The 20,535-nt window shown below is 50.3% G+C and carries 8 protein-coding genes; 1 reads left to right on the forward strand and 7 read right to left on the reverse strand.

Annotation, left to right across the window (positions count from 1 at the left end; all coding sequences use genetic code 11):
- Positions 1–247: 247 nt before the first annotated feature.
- From B7991_RS08285 to B7991_RS08315, 7 genes are all read right to left on the reverse strand, one after another.
- Positions 248–3,247, reverse strand: a complete 3,000-nt coding sequence (locus B7991_RS08285) for a glycoside hydrolase N-terminal domain-containing protein (protein ID WP_088630400.1) — start codon at positions 3,245–3,247, stop codon at positions 248–250.
- A gap of 293 nt (positions 3,248–3,540) precedes the next feature.
- Entirely contained in the window at positions 3,541–7,035 is a 3,495-nt protein-coding gene (locus B7991_RS08290) for a glycoside hydrolase family 2 TIM barrel-domain containing protein (protein WP_088630401.1), read from the reverse strand.
- Between the two features lie 274 nt (positions 7,036–7,309).
- The gene (locus B7991_RS08295) at positions 7,310–9,376 is read right to left on the reverse strand and encodes a family 43 glycosylhydrolase (RefSeq protein WP_088630402.1); all 2,067 of its coding nucleotides are present in this window, start codon (positions 9,374–9,376) and stop codon (positions 7,310–7,312) included.
- An 18-nt stretch (positions 9,377–9,394) separates the two neighbouring features.
- Positions 9,395–11,992, reverse strand: coding sequence for a carbohydrate-binding protein (locus tag B7991_RS08300; RefSeq protein WP_088630403.1), 2,598 nt, complete (start codon positions 11,990–11,992; stop codon positions 9,395–9,397).
- A 263-nt stretch (positions 11,993–12,255) separates the two neighbouring features.
- Positions 12,256–14,148 carry a carbohydrate-binding protein gene (locus B7991_RS08305; RefSeq protein WP_088630404.1) on the reverse strand — a complete coding sequence of 631 codons (1,893 nt, stop codon included), beginning with the start codon at positions 14,146–14,148 and terminating at the stop codon, positions 12,256–12,258.
- Between the two features lie 239 nt (positions 14,149–14,387).
- A complete protein-coding gene (locus B7991_RS08310; RefSeq protein WP_088630405.1) occupies positions 14,388–15,884 on the reverse strand; it encodes a carbohydrate binding domain-containing protein in 1,497 nt (498 codons plus the stop codon).
- A gap of 330 nt (positions 15,885–16,214) precedes the next feature.
- Positions 16,215–18,551 (reverse strand): family 43 glycosylhydrolase, encoded by a 2,337-nt coding sequence (locus B7991_RS08315; protein WP_088630406.1) that lies wholly within the window; start codon positions 18,549–18,551, stop codon positions 16,215–16,217.
- Positions 18,552–18,883: 332 nt separating this feature from the next.
- Between B7991_RS08315 and B7991_RS08320 the strand changes: the two genes are divergently transcribed.
- Positions 18,884–20,386 carry a prolyl oligopeptidase family serine peptidase gene (locus tag B7991_RS08320; protein WP_088630407.1) on the forward strand — a complete coding sequence of 501 codons (1,503 nt, stop codon included), beginning with the start codon at positions 18,884–18,886 and terminating at the stop codon, positions 20,384–20,386.
- Positions 20,387–20,535: the final 149 nt, after the last annotated feature.

Below are 20,535 nucleotides of genomic sequence, written 5' to 3' on the forward strand. Positions count from 1 at the left end.
TCGTATGCGTGAATGCAAATTGTTTTGTCAATTTATCAATAGGAAGAATCTGTAATTGCGAGTGTGTATGGCGACCCCGGAATAAATCCGGGGAGACATAACACGAAAAAGCCCGGGGCTACGAGAGTCCCAGGCTTTGTGAGTGAGGAGGAAAGTGTGTAAGGTGCCCCCGTCCCCATTCGCGGATCATGACTACTAAGCAGCAAAGCTGCAAGTAGTCAAAGACAACAAGTGCGGGGTGACAAGCTTAATGAACGGTGAGTTTCATGGTCTTTTGCAGGGAGCCGCTCTTGACGATGGCAAAGTACATGCCGGGTGCAAGAGGAGCGTTCTTGCCGAATTCGGCGAGGCCTTCGCCGTGGCCGCGCTGCGAGCCAATGAACTTGCCGTTCACACCGACGAGATGGACAACGTAATCATTTGCAGGGGCATTCACCATCAGCGCAATGGAGGCGTGAGAGTACGGAACACGACTTACGGAAAGCGAAGCATTATGCATTTTGACCTGCGGGAGTGCCGTCAGATCAGACTTCAAATTATACCAGTCTACGTTGCCAAGGTAAGTATCTTCGCCTGTGTACGTGAACGTAAGCTTTTGCTTGCCCGCCGGGAGCGTAATCTTCGTAGAAGTTTCGTACCAGTCGTTCCAGCCCTTAGACTTTGCCGGGTCCACAGAGAGTGTTCCGAGAATCTTGCCCGAAGAATCCGTGACCGTGATGACACTTTCTTTTTCGGAGCCTGTCGCAACGCGACCCGTCAAGGTGTAACTGCCAGCCGTTGGGATATTCACGTAATACTGCGTCCAGTCGCCGTCATTGATCCAGCCGATGTTCGGAGTACCCAAAGAATCTTCTTCGATCTGCACGCCATCCATAGCCACATAGTTTTCGGCCTGAATCTTGTCAGTAATTTCAAGCGGTTCGAACGGAGCGTTCGTCACCTTGAGATTGCCATCGAATTCATAAACCTTGCCCGCAACCGTTGCAGTCGAGTACTTGTTAGAGCCGGACACGACATTCAATGTTCCACCAACGAGAGACTTGATAGCGACATACGTGAGCTTGCCACCCTTCCATGCCATGGAATCAATTTCGAAACCACCGCGAGCGCGGATGCCCTTCACGGAGCCGTTTGCCCACTGCGACGGGAGTGCCGGAAGAAGATTAATTCTGTTGTTGTGGCTCTGCATGAGCATTTCGTTCACGCCAGAGACTGCACCGAAGTTACCATCAATTTGGAACGGCGGATGCGCATCGAACAAGTTATTGTAAGTCTTGCTCGGCGTGAGAAGCATGCGAATCATTCTGTAAGCATGGTCGCCATCGTGCATGCGCGCCCAGAAGTTGATTTTCCAAGCCAAGGACCAACCGGTAGCATCATCGCCGCGCTGTTGGAGCGTAACGCCTGCACCCTTGATCAAGTCCGGAGTTTCTTCCGGAGTAATCTGAGAACTCGGGAAAAGGCCGTACAAGTGAGAAATGTGACGATTCTTGTTGTTCGGATCATCCCAATCTTGGAGCCATTCCGTAATTTGTCCGTACTTACCCGTCTTTGTCGGTGGGAGGCGCTTGACGGTTGCTTCCATCTTGGCTCGGACATCTTCGTCAACGCCGAGAATCTTGGAAGCTTCAATCGTGTAGTTCAAAACGTCGCGGATAATCTGGTTGTCCATCGTCGGGCCAAAGCAAACGTTGTATCCACTGTGGTCATTTTCCGGAGAATCGCTCGGAGCGGTGACTAAATACTTGTTGCCCGTAGTCGGTTCTTCGACGAGGCTGTTCACGAAGAAGAGTGCGGCACCCTTCATCGTCGGGTAAACATCCTTGAGGTATTCCTTGTCGGTCGGATTGTAGAGGAAGTGTTCCCAAAGGTGCGTGCTGAGCCAACCAGCGCCACTCGGCCAAAGACCCCATGCGCCATCAATCGGAGCAGAACGGTTCCAAAGGTCGGTATTGTGGTGTTCGACCCAGCCTTCGTCAACGCCCCAGTGGACCTTAGCGGTCTTTTCGCCCTGCGGCACCATGGACTTGATTTTGTCAATGAGCGGCCAAACGCATTCATCAAGGTTGCCGGATTCTGCCGGCCAGTAGTTCATTTCGAGGTTGATGTTCGTGGTGTACTTACTACCCCAAATCGGGTTCGTGTCCTTGTTCCAGATGCCCTGCAAGTTGGCCGGCTGGCCACCCTTACGGGAGCTTGCGATGAGCAAGTAACGACCATATTGGTAATGAAGCTCTACAAGAGACGGGTCATTTGTGGAATTGAAATTTTTCACGCGAGTGGAGGTGATGTCGCCTGCGCTCTTGTCAGCCGTGCCAAGGTCGAGCTTAACGCGGTTGAAAATGGTCTGGTAATCCTTGAGATGTGCTGCAAGCAAATCTTCATAGGACTTCTTAGCAACTTTCGACATGATATCGGAAGCGATGGCACCCGGATCACCGCTCACATCGTTATAGGACTTGAAGTTTGTAGCGGTCGTGAGGATAAGCGTTGCGCTGTTTGCACCTTCGACATTGATGTTGCCGTTTACGACGCTGACCTTGCCGCCATCGGTAACAACAGTCAAGCGATTCTGAAACTTGATGGAATTGACGGTAACATCGTAAATGAGCGTGTTGCCGCTGTTCGACATTTTATTATTGCGATGCGGCGTGGTCATGGTTGCACCAAAACTCACCGAGCCATCCTTGTCCGCAGACAAATGAACGACAATCACATGGTCCGGGTAGCTAGCGAAATATTCACGGGTATGCTTGACGCCGCCCACCGTGTAGGTTGTCTTTGCGATTGCAGTCTTAAGATCAAGTTCACGGCGGTAATTGGAAGAACCCTTGTGCGAAGTAGAAATCACAAGATCGCCCACCGGCTGGAAACTTGCAGGCCCCGGTCCAATCATGTACTGGCTCACGATGGATTCTGCCGTGCGATAGTCGCCACGCCACAAGGCATCACGGGCATCTTTCAAGTGGTTTGCAGCACCCTGCTTATTGTTGTCGCCAGGGCCGCCCGACCAAACCGTACTTTCGTTAAGGCCGATGTAATCCTTTTCAACACCACCGTAAATAAGGCCACCCATGTAGCCGTTACCAATCGGAAGCGCGTTCGTGAATTCAGAACCAGCATCGCTATTATACCAAAGCGTAAGCGGATTGTCCGTTGTTGCAAAAGTGCTTGTAAAGCCGACAGCGCAAACAAGCGCTGCAGTACCAAGGATTCGGCTTGCTAAAGATTTCTTTGTTTTAAACATAGTATTCTCCTCATAACCAAAACACACTGTATTCTTTTCCCTTATAAAAAATACCCCTCGGAGAGGGGTTTTCATATAGGTTTAGAATTCTTCTCATTGATTTTTTATCAATGCATTTTCTATAAAAAATTTCACTGGATCTTCTTAAATGGTGACCCCGGAATAAATCCGGGGTGACATCAAAAAAGTCTCAAGAAGGTGACCCCGCAACAAGTGCGGGGTGACATAATAAAAAAGTCATCGCGGGGCGCTGTTGGAAGCCTCGCGATGACAGTTCTTCAATCGATTATTTCTTACTTCTTAACGGTGATGCGGAAAGCTTGGCCGCCGTTTTGAGACTTCACGATATACACGCCGGAGTTCTTCACAAGTCCAGATGTAATCGCATGGAGGTCCTCGACACCGCGAGTCGTAAATGCACCGACCTTCTTGCCCTGAGCATCAAAGACATTGTAGTTCTTTTCTGCGACAGAGAGGTCACGAATCTTGCCCGGGAGCGCTACAGGAATAAGCCCTTCCGTATCAGGATTTGCACCTTCCGTAATGTCCTTATCCGGCTGATTTTCGTAAATCTTATTGATTTCATCCAGGCCGTACTTAGCAGGTGGAATTTCCTTGTTCCAGCCAAAGTTCTTGAAACCAAGCAGCGAGTATTCTGTCGGATCGTTCAACTGCTTACGAATCGGAGCTATGCGGAACTTGTGAGAGTATTCGCGATTGGCATTCAGGCGGTAAGCGTTGAGCGGTTCGGCTCCCCAGGAGTTGATGCCACCGACACCCATCTGGTGCAAGTCCACGCGGAGCGTGATATCCTTGTCGCGCTTGAGTTCCCACGGCAGCTTCACATTGGTGAGCTGTTCCGGAGTGTAGTGCTGGGCGCTGAATTCCATGCGCGGGTTACCCACAATCATAAGGCCCTTGCCGGTCTTTTCGTTTGTAAGCGTAGCCCACTTGACATCGGTGCGCTGGCCCGTTTCGCCAATTTCCATGTACATGACGGTCATAGAGTCTGCATACGTCGAATAAAGTCCCATAAAGCTACCGCGGTTACGGCCGATGTAGTTTTCGTCCGGGCCACGTCCAAAGTAACGGACCTTTTCATAGCCGCCCGGAACCGTGAAGAGCGTACCCACGTTCGGCAAATAGCTCTTGGTGCCATCCGGGTTGAGCGTGTATTCCACAACGATATCGCCACTGCCGTAAACCGTGTACGTAAGCTTCATGCGGGTGCTGCCGACATCCGGGAAACCGAAATTGAACGTCACCTGCGTTTCGCGAGCGGAAACTTCCTTGACTTCGGAAGTGACAGAGCGGTTGTTGCTTGCCTTGCGCCATTCGCCATGGCCGCGTTCCATGTTGAAGCCCTTGTCGTTATCAATCGGGGCGCGCCAGAAGTTCGGACGGCCGCCGTTCTTGATAATCGTATCGCCATCAAGAACGTAGCTTGCAAGCGTACCGGACTTTTCGTCAAACTTAATCTTGAAATCAGAGCCTTCAATCGTGAGACCATTGTTCTTAGTGACCTTGTGGGCCTCCATGGTGCTCACATCAATTTCAGTAGACCAGAGCTGGCCTAAATCAATGCCGAACTGTTCATGACCGATGCTGTAGCCCGCCTTAGCCCAGAGTTCATCTTTTTTGAGGCGGAAATCGATATCCAGGAAGTACTCGGCACCGACTGTCGTTTCAATCTTTGGCATGTCAATCGTTACGGTTTTCTTCTGGTTCGGACCGATGTTCATCTGGGAACCGTCAATCTTGCCTTCCTTAATCACCTTACCGTTTTCCTTGATCTGCCAGAAGGCATCGAGGAAGTCGCCAAGATTCTTGTAGAGGTAGCGGCTTTCAATTTCAATCTTGCCCTTTGCGGCGTCTACGTTGTGGACGCGAACTTGACTGTACTGGTACTTGACTTCCCACATTTCCGGCTGGATTTTACGATCGGGGAACACAAGGCCGTTTGCACAGAAGTTGTCGTCGTTCTGCCAGTCGCCCCACATGCCACCAAATTCGAAGTACGGAGTTCCCTTGTGACGGAGACCCTGGTCGATGAAGTCCCAAATGAAGCCACCGAAAGCACGCGGGTTGCCATAGAAGGCATCCATGTATTCCTGCAAATCACCCACGGAGTTGCCCATAGCGTGCTCGTATTCGCACAACATAATCGGCTTGTTAGCATCCCTATAATTTTGAATTGCATCCGGACCGAAGTACATCCAGCTGTTCACATCGGCGTTGTTCCAGTCGCCTTCGTAATGCACAAAGCGAGTGGAGTCAATCTGGTGGGCGCGTTCACGTTCCGAGGCAAACACATTACCGTTACCCGCTTCGTTACCGAGGGACCAGAGAATAATGGACGGATGGTTCTTGTCGCGCTGCACCATGGAATTCATGCGGTCCACAGCGGGGGCGCGCCAGTCGTCGCTATTTTTCGGAAGGTCGTTGTTGGCGCCATGGCTTTCGACGTTCGCTTCGTCAATCACGTAGATACCATACTTGTCGCACAAATCATACATCACCGGGTTGTTCGGGTAATGGGACATGCGGAGCGCATTGATATTGAAACGCTTCATGAGAATCACGTCTTTTTCCATGCGGTCGTAAGTGACTGCACGGCCATCATCCGGATCGAGTTCGTGGCGGTCAACACCGTGGAACTTCACCGGCATGCCGTTCACGAGCAAACGCGGAGCGCCGTTTTCTTTCTTGATTTCAATCTTGCGGAAGCCAATCTTGTTACTTTCAACCTGGATAATCTTGCCGGACCCGTCCTTGAACGTGAGCACTGCGGAATAGAGGTCCGGAGTTTCGGCAGACCAGCGCTTCGGAGAAGAAAGCGGGAGATCGAAATGCACGCTCTTTTCACCAGCAGCACCAATGCCAGAAACCTTCTGGGCAGAGGGCTTGATGACTTCGGCACCGGAAGCATCGTACAAGGAAAGCTCGACAGTGTATTCGCCAGACTGCTTACCTGTAGAATTATAGACCCAAACGGTCGTCTTCAAGAGGCCATCTTTATAATTATTCGTGAGAGTAGCATCAATCTGGAAGTCCTGAATGTGGACCTCAGGCACTGCGTAAATATAAACGTCACGCATAATGCCAGAAAGACGGATAAAGTCCTGGTCTTCGAGCCAGGAGCCGTCGCACCAGCGGAACACCTGTACGGAAATGTTATTCTCGCCCTTGCGGAGGTACTTGTTGATATCAAATTCATGGCCCGTGAAAGTATCTTCACTATAGCCAACGTAATTGCCGTTCACCCATACGTAATAAGCGGATTCAACGCCTTCGAAATGCAAACGGATGCGCTTGCCGTTCCAGCTTTCGGGAACCGTAAAGTTGCGGCGATAATGGCCGACCGGGTTAAAGTCTGTCGGGGCATAAGGCGCAGAAACGCGGTTATTCTGGGACCACGGATAAATAACGTTGGTATAAATCGGATGGTCATAGCCTAAAAGCTGCCAAGAACTCGGAACCTTGATTTTATCCCACTTGGAAACATCATAGTTGTCCTTGTAGAAATCATTGTTACGCTGGCTAGGCTTATCGACATGGTAAAATCTCCATTCGCCCGAAAGCGTCTGGTACCATTCCGAAGCGTGACGGTCGCCCTTCACAGCTTCTTCGACTGTCGTATATGGCATCGAAGTCACGTGCGGATTCAACCTATTCACACCAAAAATTCTTGGCTTGCCATTCCATTCATCGTTGGGCTGGGCAAACAAAGATACTGCGGACAATAGTCCAGCAGACAAAACCAAAGACAAACTAGAACCAAAGTTCATAAGTCCTCCCTTATCATATTCCTAATTCAAAGATACCCCCAAAAACGAATTTTTTTTCACCTCTAAAACAAGGTTCTGTGGACATTTTATCAAAGGTCGAACGCGCAGGAAAGTTTTTATTTATTGCGATTTGGAATGTTCTAATTCGAGATGTCAGGACTTTTTATGACAAAAAAATGGCGGCCCGGAGGTCGCCATTTTGGAATGTTACTGGATCCTTCGCTTCGCTCAGGATGACGTGGTCGCTAACGGGTTCAGGATGACACTTTCTGTGTCACTTCACGAGGACGCGGAAGGTCTTGGACTGACCAACGCTGCGGACCATGTACACACCCGGCACAAAGCCTGCGGCGCGGATGGACTTTGCAACGCTCTGACCGTTCACTTCAACATTGCCGAGGAACTTGCCCGTCATGCCAAAGACTGCGTAAATCTTTTTAGGAATCTGGAGTTCCACGCGAGATTTCGGGAGAGCAATCGAGCTTTCTTCGCAATCAAAGCCCATGCAGAATTTGAACCAGTCTACGTTCACGAAGTTCCCGACAATCTGCATTCTGAGTACATGTTCGCCCTTCGGGATTTCCTTGGTCTTTGCTTCAACCGTAGAATAATGATCCCAATCTTCGCCCTTTTCGGCCTTGATGACATCGGTAATTTCCTTGTCGTCAATGAAGAACTGGACGCCGACATCATCAGATGCCGTAGCCATGTTCAATACAATGGTGTATTCCGAAGCAAGCTGGTTATTGATGGTATATTCCACCCATTCGCCATCTTCGGTGTAACCGAGAGCGTAGCCCTTAGACTTGTCCGTAGAATCAATCTGCACGATGTCCACTTCGTCTTCGCGATAGGCGCCGCCCTTGTTTTCGCGGTCGTTATCGTAGAAGGCCTTGTTGTGACCACCGACATCGTAATCTTCTGCTTCAATCTTGCCTGGGATTGCAGATGCGACTTCCTTAAACGGGGTCTGCGGAACAGCAGTCTTTTCGCTTTCCATGTACCAATAGTCGAAATCGAAACCACCCTGCTTGACAACAAAGAACAAGTCTTCAACGCCTGCAGCATCCTTCAAGTCGAAGGTGTTTTCTTGCCAGCTAGAACTTGCCGGAATATTCATCGTTGCAAGCGTTGCACCTGTTTCGGACTTGGCGTGGAGTTCAATCTTACCGCCATTACCTCTCGTGCAAACGATGATGCGGTCTGCGCCATCACCCATATCCACGGAGCGAACCTTTGTATAGAAGTTCGAGCCCATGTTGGTAAGGTAGACATTATCGCCCTGCTTTGCCACATGCTTGATGATGGTGTATCCACCGCTCTTGTCGACGTTGATGCCACCGACCCAAGACTTCGTTTCGGCTTCAACGCGCGTGAACGGGTCAAGGTTCTTAATCGGTTTCTTGACGCCATCATTCGTAGACTTGATGGTCGGAATCGAACCGTCAGCATTCCAGGTAAATTCTTCAACCGCAGTAGAACGGCTATAGCCACCGCCACTCACGTTCTTCTGGTTGTGATAGAAGAAGAAGCTACGGCCCTTGAAGTCAATGAGACCGGAATGGTTTGTGAACGCAGTCCCGTTGCCCTGATCCATGATGACGCCGCCCCACTTCCACGGACCCGTCGGAGAATCACTTGTCGAATATGAAATCTTTTCGGGCACGCCATGGGAAGCGTAAATCATGTAATACTTCTTATCGCGCTTGTGAATCCACGGACCTTCAGTGTAAACGGAGTTTCCGCTCGGAGAGAAGCCACGACTCATGTCCGTCACCTTGATGTCGCCATCGAACTCAATCATGTTTTCTTTGAGCTTGGCGTAATAGAGCTTCGGGTTACCCCAGTAGAGCCAAGCCTGGCCATCATCGTCAATCCAAACGGTCGGGTCAATGTAATCCCAGTTTGGGCCAGCGAGATGCTGTCCATTGCGCGCATCCTTGAACGGGCCTTCGGGCTTGTCGGCCACGGCAACGTTGATAGCGCGGCCACCGCGAGTCGATTCTACAGTCACGTAGTAGTAATACTTGCCATTGCGACGAACAACTTGAGCAGCCCAGTCACCGTTTTTCTTGGCATTGCCACCAAAGCTTTCATTCGTGAGGATGAGTTCGCCCATATCGGTCCAGTTCACCATATCGGTGGTGCAAGAGACGCGCCAACCGTGCATGGTAAAGAAGGAACCGCCTTCGTCGTTTCCCGTGTACACGCAAACGGTATCGCCAAACACGACCGGAGCCGGGTCCGGCGAATAGTACGTCTGGATAATCGGATTTTCAGCAAGCGCATTGGACGCAAAACCAAGTCCAAACGCGAGCAAAAGTTTATTTGTAAGTTTCATAGTCATCCCACTCCAAAATTATTTTACCTGAATCATTTTGCCAAATGCCTTGTTCACGCTCTGGACAAAGTAGACACCAGACTTGAAGTTCTTTGCATGCATAGCCTGCATTACAGAGCTCGTTGTCGGCATGCCCATCACGCGGATGACGCCCATGTGCTGACCACGGACATCAAACACGTTCAGCGTGGAACTGCGAGAGATATCCATGTTCAAACCGTAACGGACGCTCGGCTTGATGGAAATGATTTCATCCTTGGACTTGCCGAACTTGATCCAGTCGATGTTCAAGTAAGCACCCGTGATGGCCACACGAAGCACATGTTCACCAGCTTCAAGAGCGGTGGTCTTACCTTCAACCGTGCCGTAAGTATTCCAGTCTTCGCCCTTCGGGGCAACAATCGTATCGCTGATAGCCTTGCCATCCATGAAGAGCTGGAAGCTAGAGCCTTCGAGACCGGTAGCCACGTTTGCAAGGAACACGTATTCACCAGCTGTGACATTCACGGTGTATTCCATCCATTCGCCAGCTTGCGTGTAACCCACAGCGTAGCCCTTAGTCTTGTCGGTAGAATCAATCTGAGTGATGTCCACGCCATCTTCGCGGTAGACGCCGCCTTCGTTCACAAAGTCCTTATCGTTGAAGGAAACGCTCTGGCCACCTTCATCGTAGTTTTCCATTTCGATGGTGCCCGGGATTGTCATGTTTTCGACAAACGGAGCCTGCGGAACCACGTTGGAGAAATCCGGAAGCGGGATAGTGTTGATGCGATCCCCGATGTTCTTGAATTCGCCCTGAAGGCCAGCAGCTTCGGCAACAGAAGCGATGTAGCCATTGTTGTTCTTTTCGGTAAACTGACCCGGAGCGTTACGGCCAACGCCGCTCGGAGCGTTTTTGTAAGAGTTGTTTTCGACAGCAAAGCCACTAGAGCCTTCGTCAAGATAAATCGGCAAAATCCAGTAATCCGACCACTTGGACTGGGACATATCATGGATGTAGTTTTCCTTGATTTCGCTACCCGTGCCCTGGTTACTCAATGTATAAATCGGACCGGAGTCGCAAAGCAAACGGGCAATGTGGTGGATGTTGTTCTTATTAATTTTGTTGTTCGTCATGGCTGTCTGCTGCTTGGTCCAACCATAGCCCACAGAGATACCGGAATAGTTTGTATAAGACACTTCGTTATTTTCGATGACGACATAACGCGGATAGCCAGCGGCAATACCCACAGCACCCTGATGTTCGTTGGTAACGTTTGTCACGAGGTTGTAACGGATTGTATCGCGGGTACTGATTTCTTCCTTGTCGGTCGGATTGTACGGGATGTGAATTTCGGTCGTGGAGTCTTGAGAGAACTTGCCGAGCATAATGCCGCAGCCGCCGATTTCATAGAATACGTTGCCTTCAATCACGTCATCATTTGTACCAGAGACAAAGTCAAGACCAGTTGCAGCCATCTGCGTGAACGTGCAATTCTTGATTTTGAAATGGTGCGCATTTTCGACGCGGAAACCAGCATCCGGACGCCAGAGGAGGAACTTATTGCTGCCGAGGCGGCCATTTTCCGGGAGCACGTCAATGTTGAACATACTTGCCTGCAAATCCAGGAAGCCTTCTTCGCTCGGACGCAAGAAATTGGAGTTTGCAAAGGTTATGCCTTCAAAAGACATGTAACCAACTTTGTTCTTAGTATCCTTACCGAGAATGCTGAAGAGCGTATTGACGCGCGGAACGACGACATTTGCGGTCGCCATGTTTTCGCCTGCGCGGGCCTTGTAATAAAGCGTACCGGTCGATTCGTCCAAGTACCATTCGCCCGGTTGGTCGATAAATTCGTAAGCATTTTCAAGGTAGTAGACCTGCTGCTTCGGCGGATTGCTCATGAAAGCCGTGCCAAGCATCGGGTATTTGCGCTTAAAGAGCTTTGTTCTTTCAGGGTCGCGCGGTTCAAGCTTTGTGACATTGCCGTTCTTTGTAGCCGATTCAAGGCGCAAAATGCTTTCGGCCCAGGCAATCATCAAGTGGATTTCAACTTTGTTCAAGTTCTTCCAGTTGGCTTCGCCAATATCGCTGTTGTTGACGAGGAAGGCGCTGCCGGCAGAGTCCACTTTGTTCAAGCGGAAGAAGTTATGGTCGCCGTTATCGAGCAAGTTCGGCATACGCGCGCGAATTGCCTTTTTGCCGTTCACGTACATCTGGCGGAAACGGGCATCGACACCTTCGACCTTCCAGATATTGTTCTTTTCATCGTGAATCGTCCAGCCAGACATCGGGATACCGCCCGTAATAAGCGGAGTTTCGTTCGGATAGGCTTTATAGCGGACGTAGAAACCATCCTTACCGCCATCAGCCTCAGTAAAATTGACCGTAGACGAAAGCTGGTAGGTACCGCCACGGAGAATGACCGAAATATCGCCCGTCATGGTGCCGTTGATGGCGCGCACAGCCTTTTGTGCCTGCGTAATGGTCTTGAACGGGGCCTCTTCGGTACCCTTGTTGGAATCGCTACCATTGGGAGCGACATAGAATGTAGCCTGATCAGCGGCTGTAGCAACAGTTGCACCAAGGAAGAGTGCTGAGACTGCGATAAGATGGCCAATTTTTTGGAAGCTCATACCTAACCTCACGTTTAAAAACCAAACATAGTTTGCCCTAACAACACTTTAAAATTATTCTCGAAAAGCTTATTTTTTTATGGTTTTGAGGAAGATATTGTGGACTGTTTATCCATAGCTATGAGAGGGTGGAATATTCTTTTTTAGAGTTAGGAATTACACAAAATGCCTCGCGGAAGCGCGAGGCATTTTGAATGTGTTTGTGAGGAGAAATCTCAATGCTGCCCCGGCACAAAGGCCGGGGATACAACGCAAAGTGCTATTTAGCGAACGTTCACACGCTGGATTTGGTTACCCTTGACAGAGCGCACCATGTACGTGCCACGTGCATACCCAGCGTTCTTGAGCGCCTGCGACATGCTTGCGCCGTTCAAGTCCACGCGGCCGAGGTGCTTACCCGTTGCGCTGAACACGTTGTAGGAATTCTCGGATTCAAACGACGTGAGACGAGTTTTTGCAAGCCCAACCTTTTCATCAACGAACTCGATGTAGTCAATATCCATCCAGTCGCCGGTTACAGTAAAGCGGAGAATGTGTTCACCCTCGGTCAAGTTCACGTCGGCCTTGACCTCGTTGTATTCGTCATAATTGTCTTCGCCCTCAGTTGCAGCAGGAACCGGGATTTCATCAGTAATGTCCTTGCCATCCATGGAGAGCTTGAAGCTCGAAGTGCTATTGGCCGAAGCCACGGAAGCCTTCATGGTGTATTTTCCAGATGCGGCAACGTTCACGGTGTATTCAAGCCATTCGCCTGCCTGGTTGTAGCCAACAATGACACCGGTAGCCTTCTTGTAAAGGTCCACGCCAGTACCCGGGCGGTAATCGGAATCGCCGTGATTTTCTGTATCGCTTTCGTTGTAAGTGGTGTTGCCCTGACCCACGCCGTTCACATCGAAATCTTCCACTTCGATCTTACCCGGAATGTCAAGAGGCTTGCCCTTGAACGGTTCGCGCGGAACCGGCTTTAAAACCAAGCGGAGCAGTGCAGAACCATGAGCCGGGAGTTCAATAGAAACACTAGAGACCGGTCCCAAATCCTTCTTTTTCCAGGCATCGCGGACTTCTACTTCGCCTTCTACGCCAATGTCTTTAAAGTTGCATTCGACGGTCTGGGTAGAATTGTTATTGTTGAGAAGCGCCACGGCGATATCGCCATTTTTCAAAGGCTTGGTCCAAACCTGCTTGCCATTCTTGTCAGAAATGCGGTGGCCCTGAACGCCCAAGGAGTCCTGGTTAATGGCAATCATGTCCTTGTTCAGGTAGAGTTCCTTAGTCTCGTTGCTCATGTTGCGCACATCGGAACTGATCATGATGGGAGCAGCCATGATGGACCACATCGTCATCTGGGAGCGCTGTTCCTCGTAAGAGAGGCCTCTGTTACCCACTTCGAGCATGTCCGGGTCATTCCAGTGACCGGGCTTTGCAATCTGCCAATACTTGTTGTTCGCATCGATAATTTCGTAGACGCCGCGGTACCACGAAGTCGAAATCCATTCGGGACCAATGTCGAAAGTGGTGCGCCAGAGGTTAGCAATTTTCGGCATCCAGTCCTTGTATTCCCACATGCAAATGCTGAACACGATGTCGCGTCCGGAATTGCGGAGAGCGTTGGACATTGCAGTGTAATCTTTTTCCTGCGTTCTCGGATCCGAGTCGCAGTTATCGTACTTCCAGTAATCAACGCCCCATTCGGCGAGCTTCTTGGCATCCTGTTCTTCGTGGCCGTTGGAACCACTTTCGCTTTGCCAGTTGCTATTGTAATGGTGGCAGGTGCGTTTGCCACGGTCGCCGTAAAGGCCGAACTTCAGGCCCTTCTTATGCACGTAATCAGCGATGGCCTTCATGCCACTCGGGAAAGTCTTCGGGTTGTTCTGGAGGTTGCCCTGGGCATCGCGCTTGGTGTCCATCCAGTTATCGTCTAGGTTCAGGTAGATGTAGCCCGCATCCTTCAGGCCGGAATTGACCATCGCGTCGGCAATTTCCTGAATCTGCTTTTCGTTGATGTTTTCGTGGAAAACGTTCCAGCTGTTCCACCCGAGCGGGGGCGTAAGCACCAAGCTATCCGGATGCGCAAAGGCCTGGGAAACCAATCCCGCTAAAGCCAAAGAAGCTAGCACTCCAAACTTGCGACCATTTTTCTTGTTCAAACCAAACATAAGCACTCCTGTATCCTAAGTATTAATCATCCCCAAACTAAAAATACCCCCTAAAAAACAAAAAAATTAAAGGAATTACACATGTTCCTTTGACATTTTATCCACGATGGATAATTAGTTATTATTTATTAGTCAAGAGTCATTGGTTTCTAGTGGTTAGTTATTGAGAGATGTAAAAAAAGAGCGTCCCCGAAGCCAGGGAGCGCTCTTGGTGAGAGAGAACGAAACTTTTTAGCCTTTTACCGGTCCACGGGCATCATGAATGAACGGGCTTTATCACGCAAGATGTAAACGCCCTTGCCATAGCCTGCATTTTTCATCGCTTTTTGCAGATTCGGCACGTCGTTTTCGATGATTTCGACAAATCCGAGGCGTTTGCCCGCGAGGTTATAGACACCGAACTTGCCGCTTGCCGTTTTGAGGCGGAGAGATGGCGCTAACGCAATTGTTCCCGGGTCCGGTTCCGCAATTTTCTTGAGCGTGACATTATCAAGCGTGAGCGTGCCTGTCGAGGCGCCCGCATTGAAGCTCAAGCGTGAATCCTTGTCGGTGGCGGCGGTCATCTGGAACTGGAAAGAATACTTCTTGGATTCCTTGCCGATTTCAAAATTCTTCTTTTCGGTGAGGTAGCTTGCCCACGGATCGACGTGCTGTTCCACGTTTACTTCGAGCGTGCGAGAGGCGCCAGCGCTAGCTTCAAAACTCACTTCGTACCACTGGCCTTTTTCGAGATGCAAGTCATGCTGAATCACCTGCACCTGGTAATTTTCCGTGCCAATGGCAGAAATGTCAAGCTGATACTTGCCATTTTTCACGTCACCTGTAGCAGCAGCACTGCCGTGAGTCTGTAAAGTCCAGGCCACGTCGGTCGAATCGAAGCCACCGTTAAAAATGCTGTCGCGGTCGGTCGGGACTTCAATCGGCGGCAGAAGCGAAGAGCCGTCCAGCGAATAATTCTTGACGAAATTCCAGATTTCAACGCTCGTGTTGACACTGACCGCCTCGTCCATGGAATACCAGTGGCCCTTGCCTGCAATGGTGAGCAAGCGGACTTCGACGTTATCCTTGCAGCCGCTCCAGACTTCGAGAGAGGCGGCAGAACCCGGCTTGCTTGATGGATACGGCTTTGTGACTTTGGAACTTGAAGAGCATTTTTGCGCAGAGACCCAGCCCTTGAGGGTATTCACGGTGCTGTTGTAATTTACCACGTCATCGGAAGTGCCGTGGGTATGCATAATCGGCATGGCGCGCTTGGGAGAATTCACCCCACCGCCACCAGAAACCGGGGCAATGGCAGCAATCATATCGCCCATCTTGTTTGCCGCATGGTAGCTCATCATGCCGCCCATCGAGAATCCCGAAACATACACTCGATTTTTGTCAATGCCGTACTTGTTGTACATTTCGTTGATAATCGCCTTGAGGAAATTGATGTCCTTGTCGCCACCGATGTCCCAGGCCTTGTTTTGACCGTTCGGGAACACGACCACAAATCGTGCGGTATCGGCAATCGGCTCCCACTTGGCGGCGTTCTGCTGATACGGGGCATCCTGATTCATACCGTGCATCTGGATGATGAGCGGGCGGCCCTTTTCAATATTTTTCGGCGCATACACATTCATGGTACGGTTCGTGCCGTTCACATTAATGTTGTCTGCAAATGAAAATGTAGTGAGACTCGCCAATACGGCAAGAGAAAGGACGCAATGCGCCTTCTTAAAAATTTTACCAAACATACCTCTTACTCCTTGAGGTTTATTTCCCATTTTACCTATGAAGAAAATACCTTTTGGATTGGCGATTATCACTTAGCGGTAAACATTTTCCATTGCGGTTTTGACAATGGGTTGAGGGGATAAAATGTGTAATAGGGGTGTTTACAGAACACAAAAACGGTCAGGATATACACGCTTAAAAATACTTGCGTATTTCAGCGTGTGCATCCTGACCTTGGGGGTGTTTACAGAACACAAAACGGGCTGGAAATGCATATTTGAAAACTTCGTTTTCAATATGCGCTTCCAGCCCTTGGGGGTGTTTGAGGAACTATGAATTAATATGAAGAATTACTTTGTTACGGAGAGGCGGTGGGTGGTGCCGGTGGTGAGGGACTTGACGAGGTACACGCCGCTTTCCTTCACGAGGCTGTTCACCTTGCTACGCACATCGAAGTTGTTGGATGCATCAACGCGACCGATGAACTTACCGTTCAAGCCGTAGACGCCGTAAGTCTGCACGCCCTGCACATTATAGCGAATGCCCTTTGTGATGCCGATCGTCTCTTCCGGATCCTTAGCATCCGCACCCTTCACGAACGTAAAGTAGTCGATATCAAGCCAAGAGCCAACAACCGTGAAGCGGAGTACATGTTCGCCTTCCGGGAGTTTTACGTTTGCTTTTACCTTGTTATAATCGTCATAATTTTCTTCGCCAGAACTTGCCGCCGGCACAGAGAGTTCTTCAGTAATGTCCTTGCCATCCAAGGAGAGCTTGAAGCTCGAGGTGTTGCCCGCTGCTGCGACAGCCGCAAACATGGTGTAATCTCCCGCTTCCTTTACGTTCACGGTATATTCGAGCCAGTCGCCTTCGCTGTTGTAGCCCACAATGACGCCAGTTGCCTTCTTGTAAAGGTCAACGCCCGTGCCCTTGCGGTAGTCGCTATCGCCATGGTTTTCGGAATCGCCATCATAGTAAGAGGAACCATCCTTGCCCTTGCCCGGCACGTCAAAGTTTTCAGCTTCAATCTTGCCCGGGATTGCATTTGCAGGGCAGTTTTCGCCTGCAGCACAGAACGGAGTCTGCGGAACAGGTTCAGAACCAGCGCCGTCGAGATAAATTTCATCGTTCACATCGGTACCGACCTTGAACCAGTCGAAGTCTGCATAGCCGCCCGCCTGCTTGGTTGCAAAGTTGAAGAGGCCCCAGCGCACGCCCACGAACATGTGGAGGTCATAATTGAGCTTCACATCGTTGCCAATCTTTTTCCAAGAGCTACCATCGGTGCTGTAATAGAAATATGCAGTACCACGGTCAATCGGCAAGTCAAAATCGATTCGCAGATAAACCTTGGAGTCCGAAAGATTTTCACTTGTTACAAGTCTTTCGCCATCCTTGTTTCCGCTGTACATCACAACCTTGTAGTTACCGCCATCTTTAGCAAGCGCGACAAAGCCCTTGTCATCCTGCAAAGCAACGAGGCCCGCCATGTCTCCATCCTTCATGCCCTTGCCGTCAACAAGCGTACGGCCAGAACTCTTAGGGCCAAAGGAACGCTGTGTCAAAGTGTTCTTTGCATTCACGACACGGCTATCCGTGCGGCCCGTGGTAATGCGGAAAAATCCCGGATTTGCAGACAAGCTCCAGTTTTTGTTATCGGGGTTATGGTTGAACTGCCATTCGAGAGCAAGTTCGCCAGATTCAAAATCGTCACTCGTGACCATGCCGTAGCCCGGGAGCGGAGATTCCGGCAAGTCGATTGTCGAAGGGGCCTTGGAGCCGCTCGTAGGCACTGGCCAACCGTCTTTCCATTCCATCGTCACCAAGTGCGACATACGGCCAACCGGGCCGGAATCGCGGAACAAAAGCGCATACCACTTGCCATCGGGAGTATCGAAAATGCCACCCTGCGCAACACCGTTATCAGAGAGGAAAACTCTTCCTGTATATCCACTCAAGAGGTTCTTAGAACGGTAAACCACTTCGGTACGGCAGGAACCGTTCGGCCAAGAAATCGTGAACAGATAGTATTCGCCGTTTACCTTTTCCATGTGCGAGCCTTCCTGCTGCACGATATAGCCGCTCTTGCCGGTCGCCTGGTTCACGCTCACGCCGCCGAGCTTACCGCTACGGCCACCAGCCTTCACGCCGCTAGCATCGTCGTTCAACTGCACGTAGCTAATCTGGTCACCACTGCCGTAGAACACCCACACGGTGCCATCGTCATCAAAGAACAAAGAAGGGTCATGGTAGAACGGGAGCTGCACTTCGGACCACTGGCCACTTTCCACATCGGCGGTCTTGTACAAATGAGTTTTGCCCGTCGTGTAAGACGGGGTCAGCACGTAGAAAAATCCCTTGTGGTAGCGGATGCTCGATGCCCAGGAGCCCTTACCGTAGGCATCCTTGCCGCCATTCAAATTCTGCTGGTCATTGTTGGCAAGCGTCTGGTAGGCATAACCCACAGTACGCCACTGCGCCAAATCCGTGCTCTTGAAAACAGGCACGCCAGGCGCAAAGTGCATGGTCGTCGTGACCATGTAATAAGCATCGTCAACACGGACAATGGAAGGGTCCGGGCTATCGACATACATGATCGGGTTATTAACCTTAACGGCTGCACTATTCACTACAGCAAAAGCGGCCAAAACCACAGCCGACTTCGCCATTTTACTAAACAATCCCATAATCACTCCTTTTCCAACCAAGGCTAGATAAGATTAACAATCATAATTTATCCCATTTACATGGTTTTAACCCGCAATCGCACGCCCTTTTTATGGATTTTTTATCAATAACACCCCATTACGGCCCCGAAAATGTGTCGAAAACCGCGCCTCTTTTGTAAAAATTCCTTTTCGCAATTTTCACAACGCTTTATAATTTTTCACAACACCAATTCACAACACCCCAAGAACTTCCATTTATATTTTGTTCAGGTCTAGCGAAGTTCGGGGGATTTGGTTGGACCCGGTGGATGAATAGAGTTTGGAATGTTTAACTATAAAAAGGAGTCGCTATGACCATGTTTAAATCCATGGCATTCGCAGGTACAGTAGCAGCGCTTAGCTCTCTGTCTTTCGCTTGGAGTATCGATGGCACAATCACCTCAGAAGGTTCGGGCCGAGCACTTTCCGGCGTCAAGATTACATCGTTCAACTATGCGGGTATAGAATCCACATCAGGTGCAGACGGTACATTTACAATCTCTAACGAGAAAGCAGGTTTGCACTCCGCTATGGTAGCCAAGGCTTTCATCGGTTTCAGCAACAACATCATTACCATTTCCGGCGTAAAGGCCCAAACGATTACCGTGTCCGTGATGGATGCACTCGGCAAAGTTTGCGCCTCCAAGACGGAACATAACATCGACGGCTTTATGCAGGTCGACTTGAACAAGACTATGGCTAAGGGCGCCAAGTTCCTCCGCATTAACGCCGACGGAAACCGCGCTACCTACCAGATAGGCAAGACAGTCACCCTCATGAAGGAAGGTGATCCGCTGCCGTTCTTGCAGTTCTCACTGGAAGGCTACCAGAACGCCACCTACCAGGCTAAGGCCGAAGTTGAAACGGGCGTCATCGTCAAGATGGCCAAGGCTAGTGCTCAGTCCAGTTCTAGCAAAAAGATTGAATCTAGTTCTTCCGCAAAGGTTTCTTCTTCTAGCGTTGAAGAATCTTCTAGCAGCGCCAAGATTGAACAAATCATCGTTGACTGCGCCGGCAAGACGGTAAAGCCCGTAGATAGACAGAACATGGACGTGACCGTCGATGGCAAGAAACGTACATTCATTATGCACGTGCCGAGCGCCTACAAGGGTGACAAGCCCGTACCGCTCGTTATTGACTACCACCCGATTGGCGGTAGCGGTTCAGGCGAATTTGGCAGTTCTCCGTACAAGGCCAAGACTGACCCCGAAGGCGTAATCACGCTTTATCCGGACGGCACTGGCAAACCGGGTGGAATGGGTAACGGCTGGAACGTCGGCCCCTGCTGCTCCAACGACGATGACGTCAAGTTCTCTTACGCAATGATTGATAAGCTCAAAGAAATCGCCTGCATCGACCCGCAGCGCATCTACGCTACCGGCTTCTCGATGGGTGGCGGTATGAGTAACCACGTGGCTTGCATGATGTCCGATGTCTTCGCCGCAGTTGCTCCAGCAGCTATGGACTTGAACAAGACCAACAGTGCTCAATGCAAGATGTCTCGTCCGATTTCTGTCATCAACTTCCGCGGCACGAATGACCCGGTCTGCCGTTACCAAGGTGGCGATAGCGGCTTCAACGACGGTTTGAACTTCCTTGGCGCCGAAGGCACCTTCAAGTTCTGGGCCGAAAAGAACGGCTGCACAGGCTCTCCGACCAAGAACTCCAATGGTTGCCAGGAATACTCCAACTGCAAGGACGGCACGAAGGTCGTGCTCTGCACCAAGCAGGGCGGTGGTCACGACTACGGTGACGCTAGCATTGGCTGGCCGTTCCTCAAGCAGTTCACGCTTCCGGCAAGCTTCGTGAAGTAATAAATCAAATTTGATTTCATAATTCATCCTATAGACACTACAAATCGCTCCGAGTCCATCGGAGCGATTCTTTTATCTTGTATAGTTGTCAGCTACTGAAATTTTGAAAAACACCCCAAAACCAGCTTTTCCACATTCAAAACTACAGA

Origin of the sequence: Fibrobacter sp. UWB3 (genome assembly GCF_002210405.1) — a bacterium.
Lineage (GTDB): Bacteria > Fibrobacterota > Fibrobacteria > Fibrobacterales > Fibrobacteraceae > Fibrobacter.

What these genes read in the sequence shown, in the direction of transcription:
- B7991_RS08285 (WP_088630400.1), bottom strand. Translation starts at nt 3,247, where the DNA reads ATGTTTAAAACAAAGAAATCTTTAGCAAGCCGAATCCTTGGTACTGCA.
- B7991_RS08290 (WP_088630401.1), bottom strand. Translation starts at nt 7,035, where the DNA reads ATGAACTTTGGTTCTAGTTTGTCTTTGGTTTTGTCTGCTGGACTATTG.
- B7991_RS08295 (WP_088630402.1), bottom strand. Translation starts at nt 9,376, where the DNA reads ATGAAACTTACAAATAAACTTTTGCTCGCGTTTGGACTTGGTTTTGCG.
- B7991_RS08300 (WP_088630403.1), bottom strand. Translation starts at nt 11,992, where the DNA reads ATGAGCTTCCAAAAAATTGGCCATCTTATCGCAGTCTCAGCACTCTTC.
- B7991_RS08305 (WP_088630404.1), bottom strand. Translation starts at nt 14,148, where the DNA reads ATGTTTGGTTTGAACAAGAAAAATGGTCGCAAGTTTGGAGTGCTAGCT.
- B7991_RS08310 (WP_088630405.1), bottom strand. Translation starts at nt 15,884, where the DNA reads ATGTTTGGTAAAATTTTTAAGAAGGCGCATTGCGTCCTTTCTCTTGCC.
- B7991_RS08315 (WP_088630406.1), bottom strand. Translation starts at nt 18,551, where the DNA reads ATGGGATTGTTTAGTAAAATGGCGAAGTCGGCTGTGGTTTTGGCCGCT.
- B7991_RS08320 (WP_088630407.1), top strand. Translation starts at nt 18,884, where the DNA reads ATGACCATGTTTAAATCCATGGCATTCGCAGGTACAGTAGCAGCGCTT.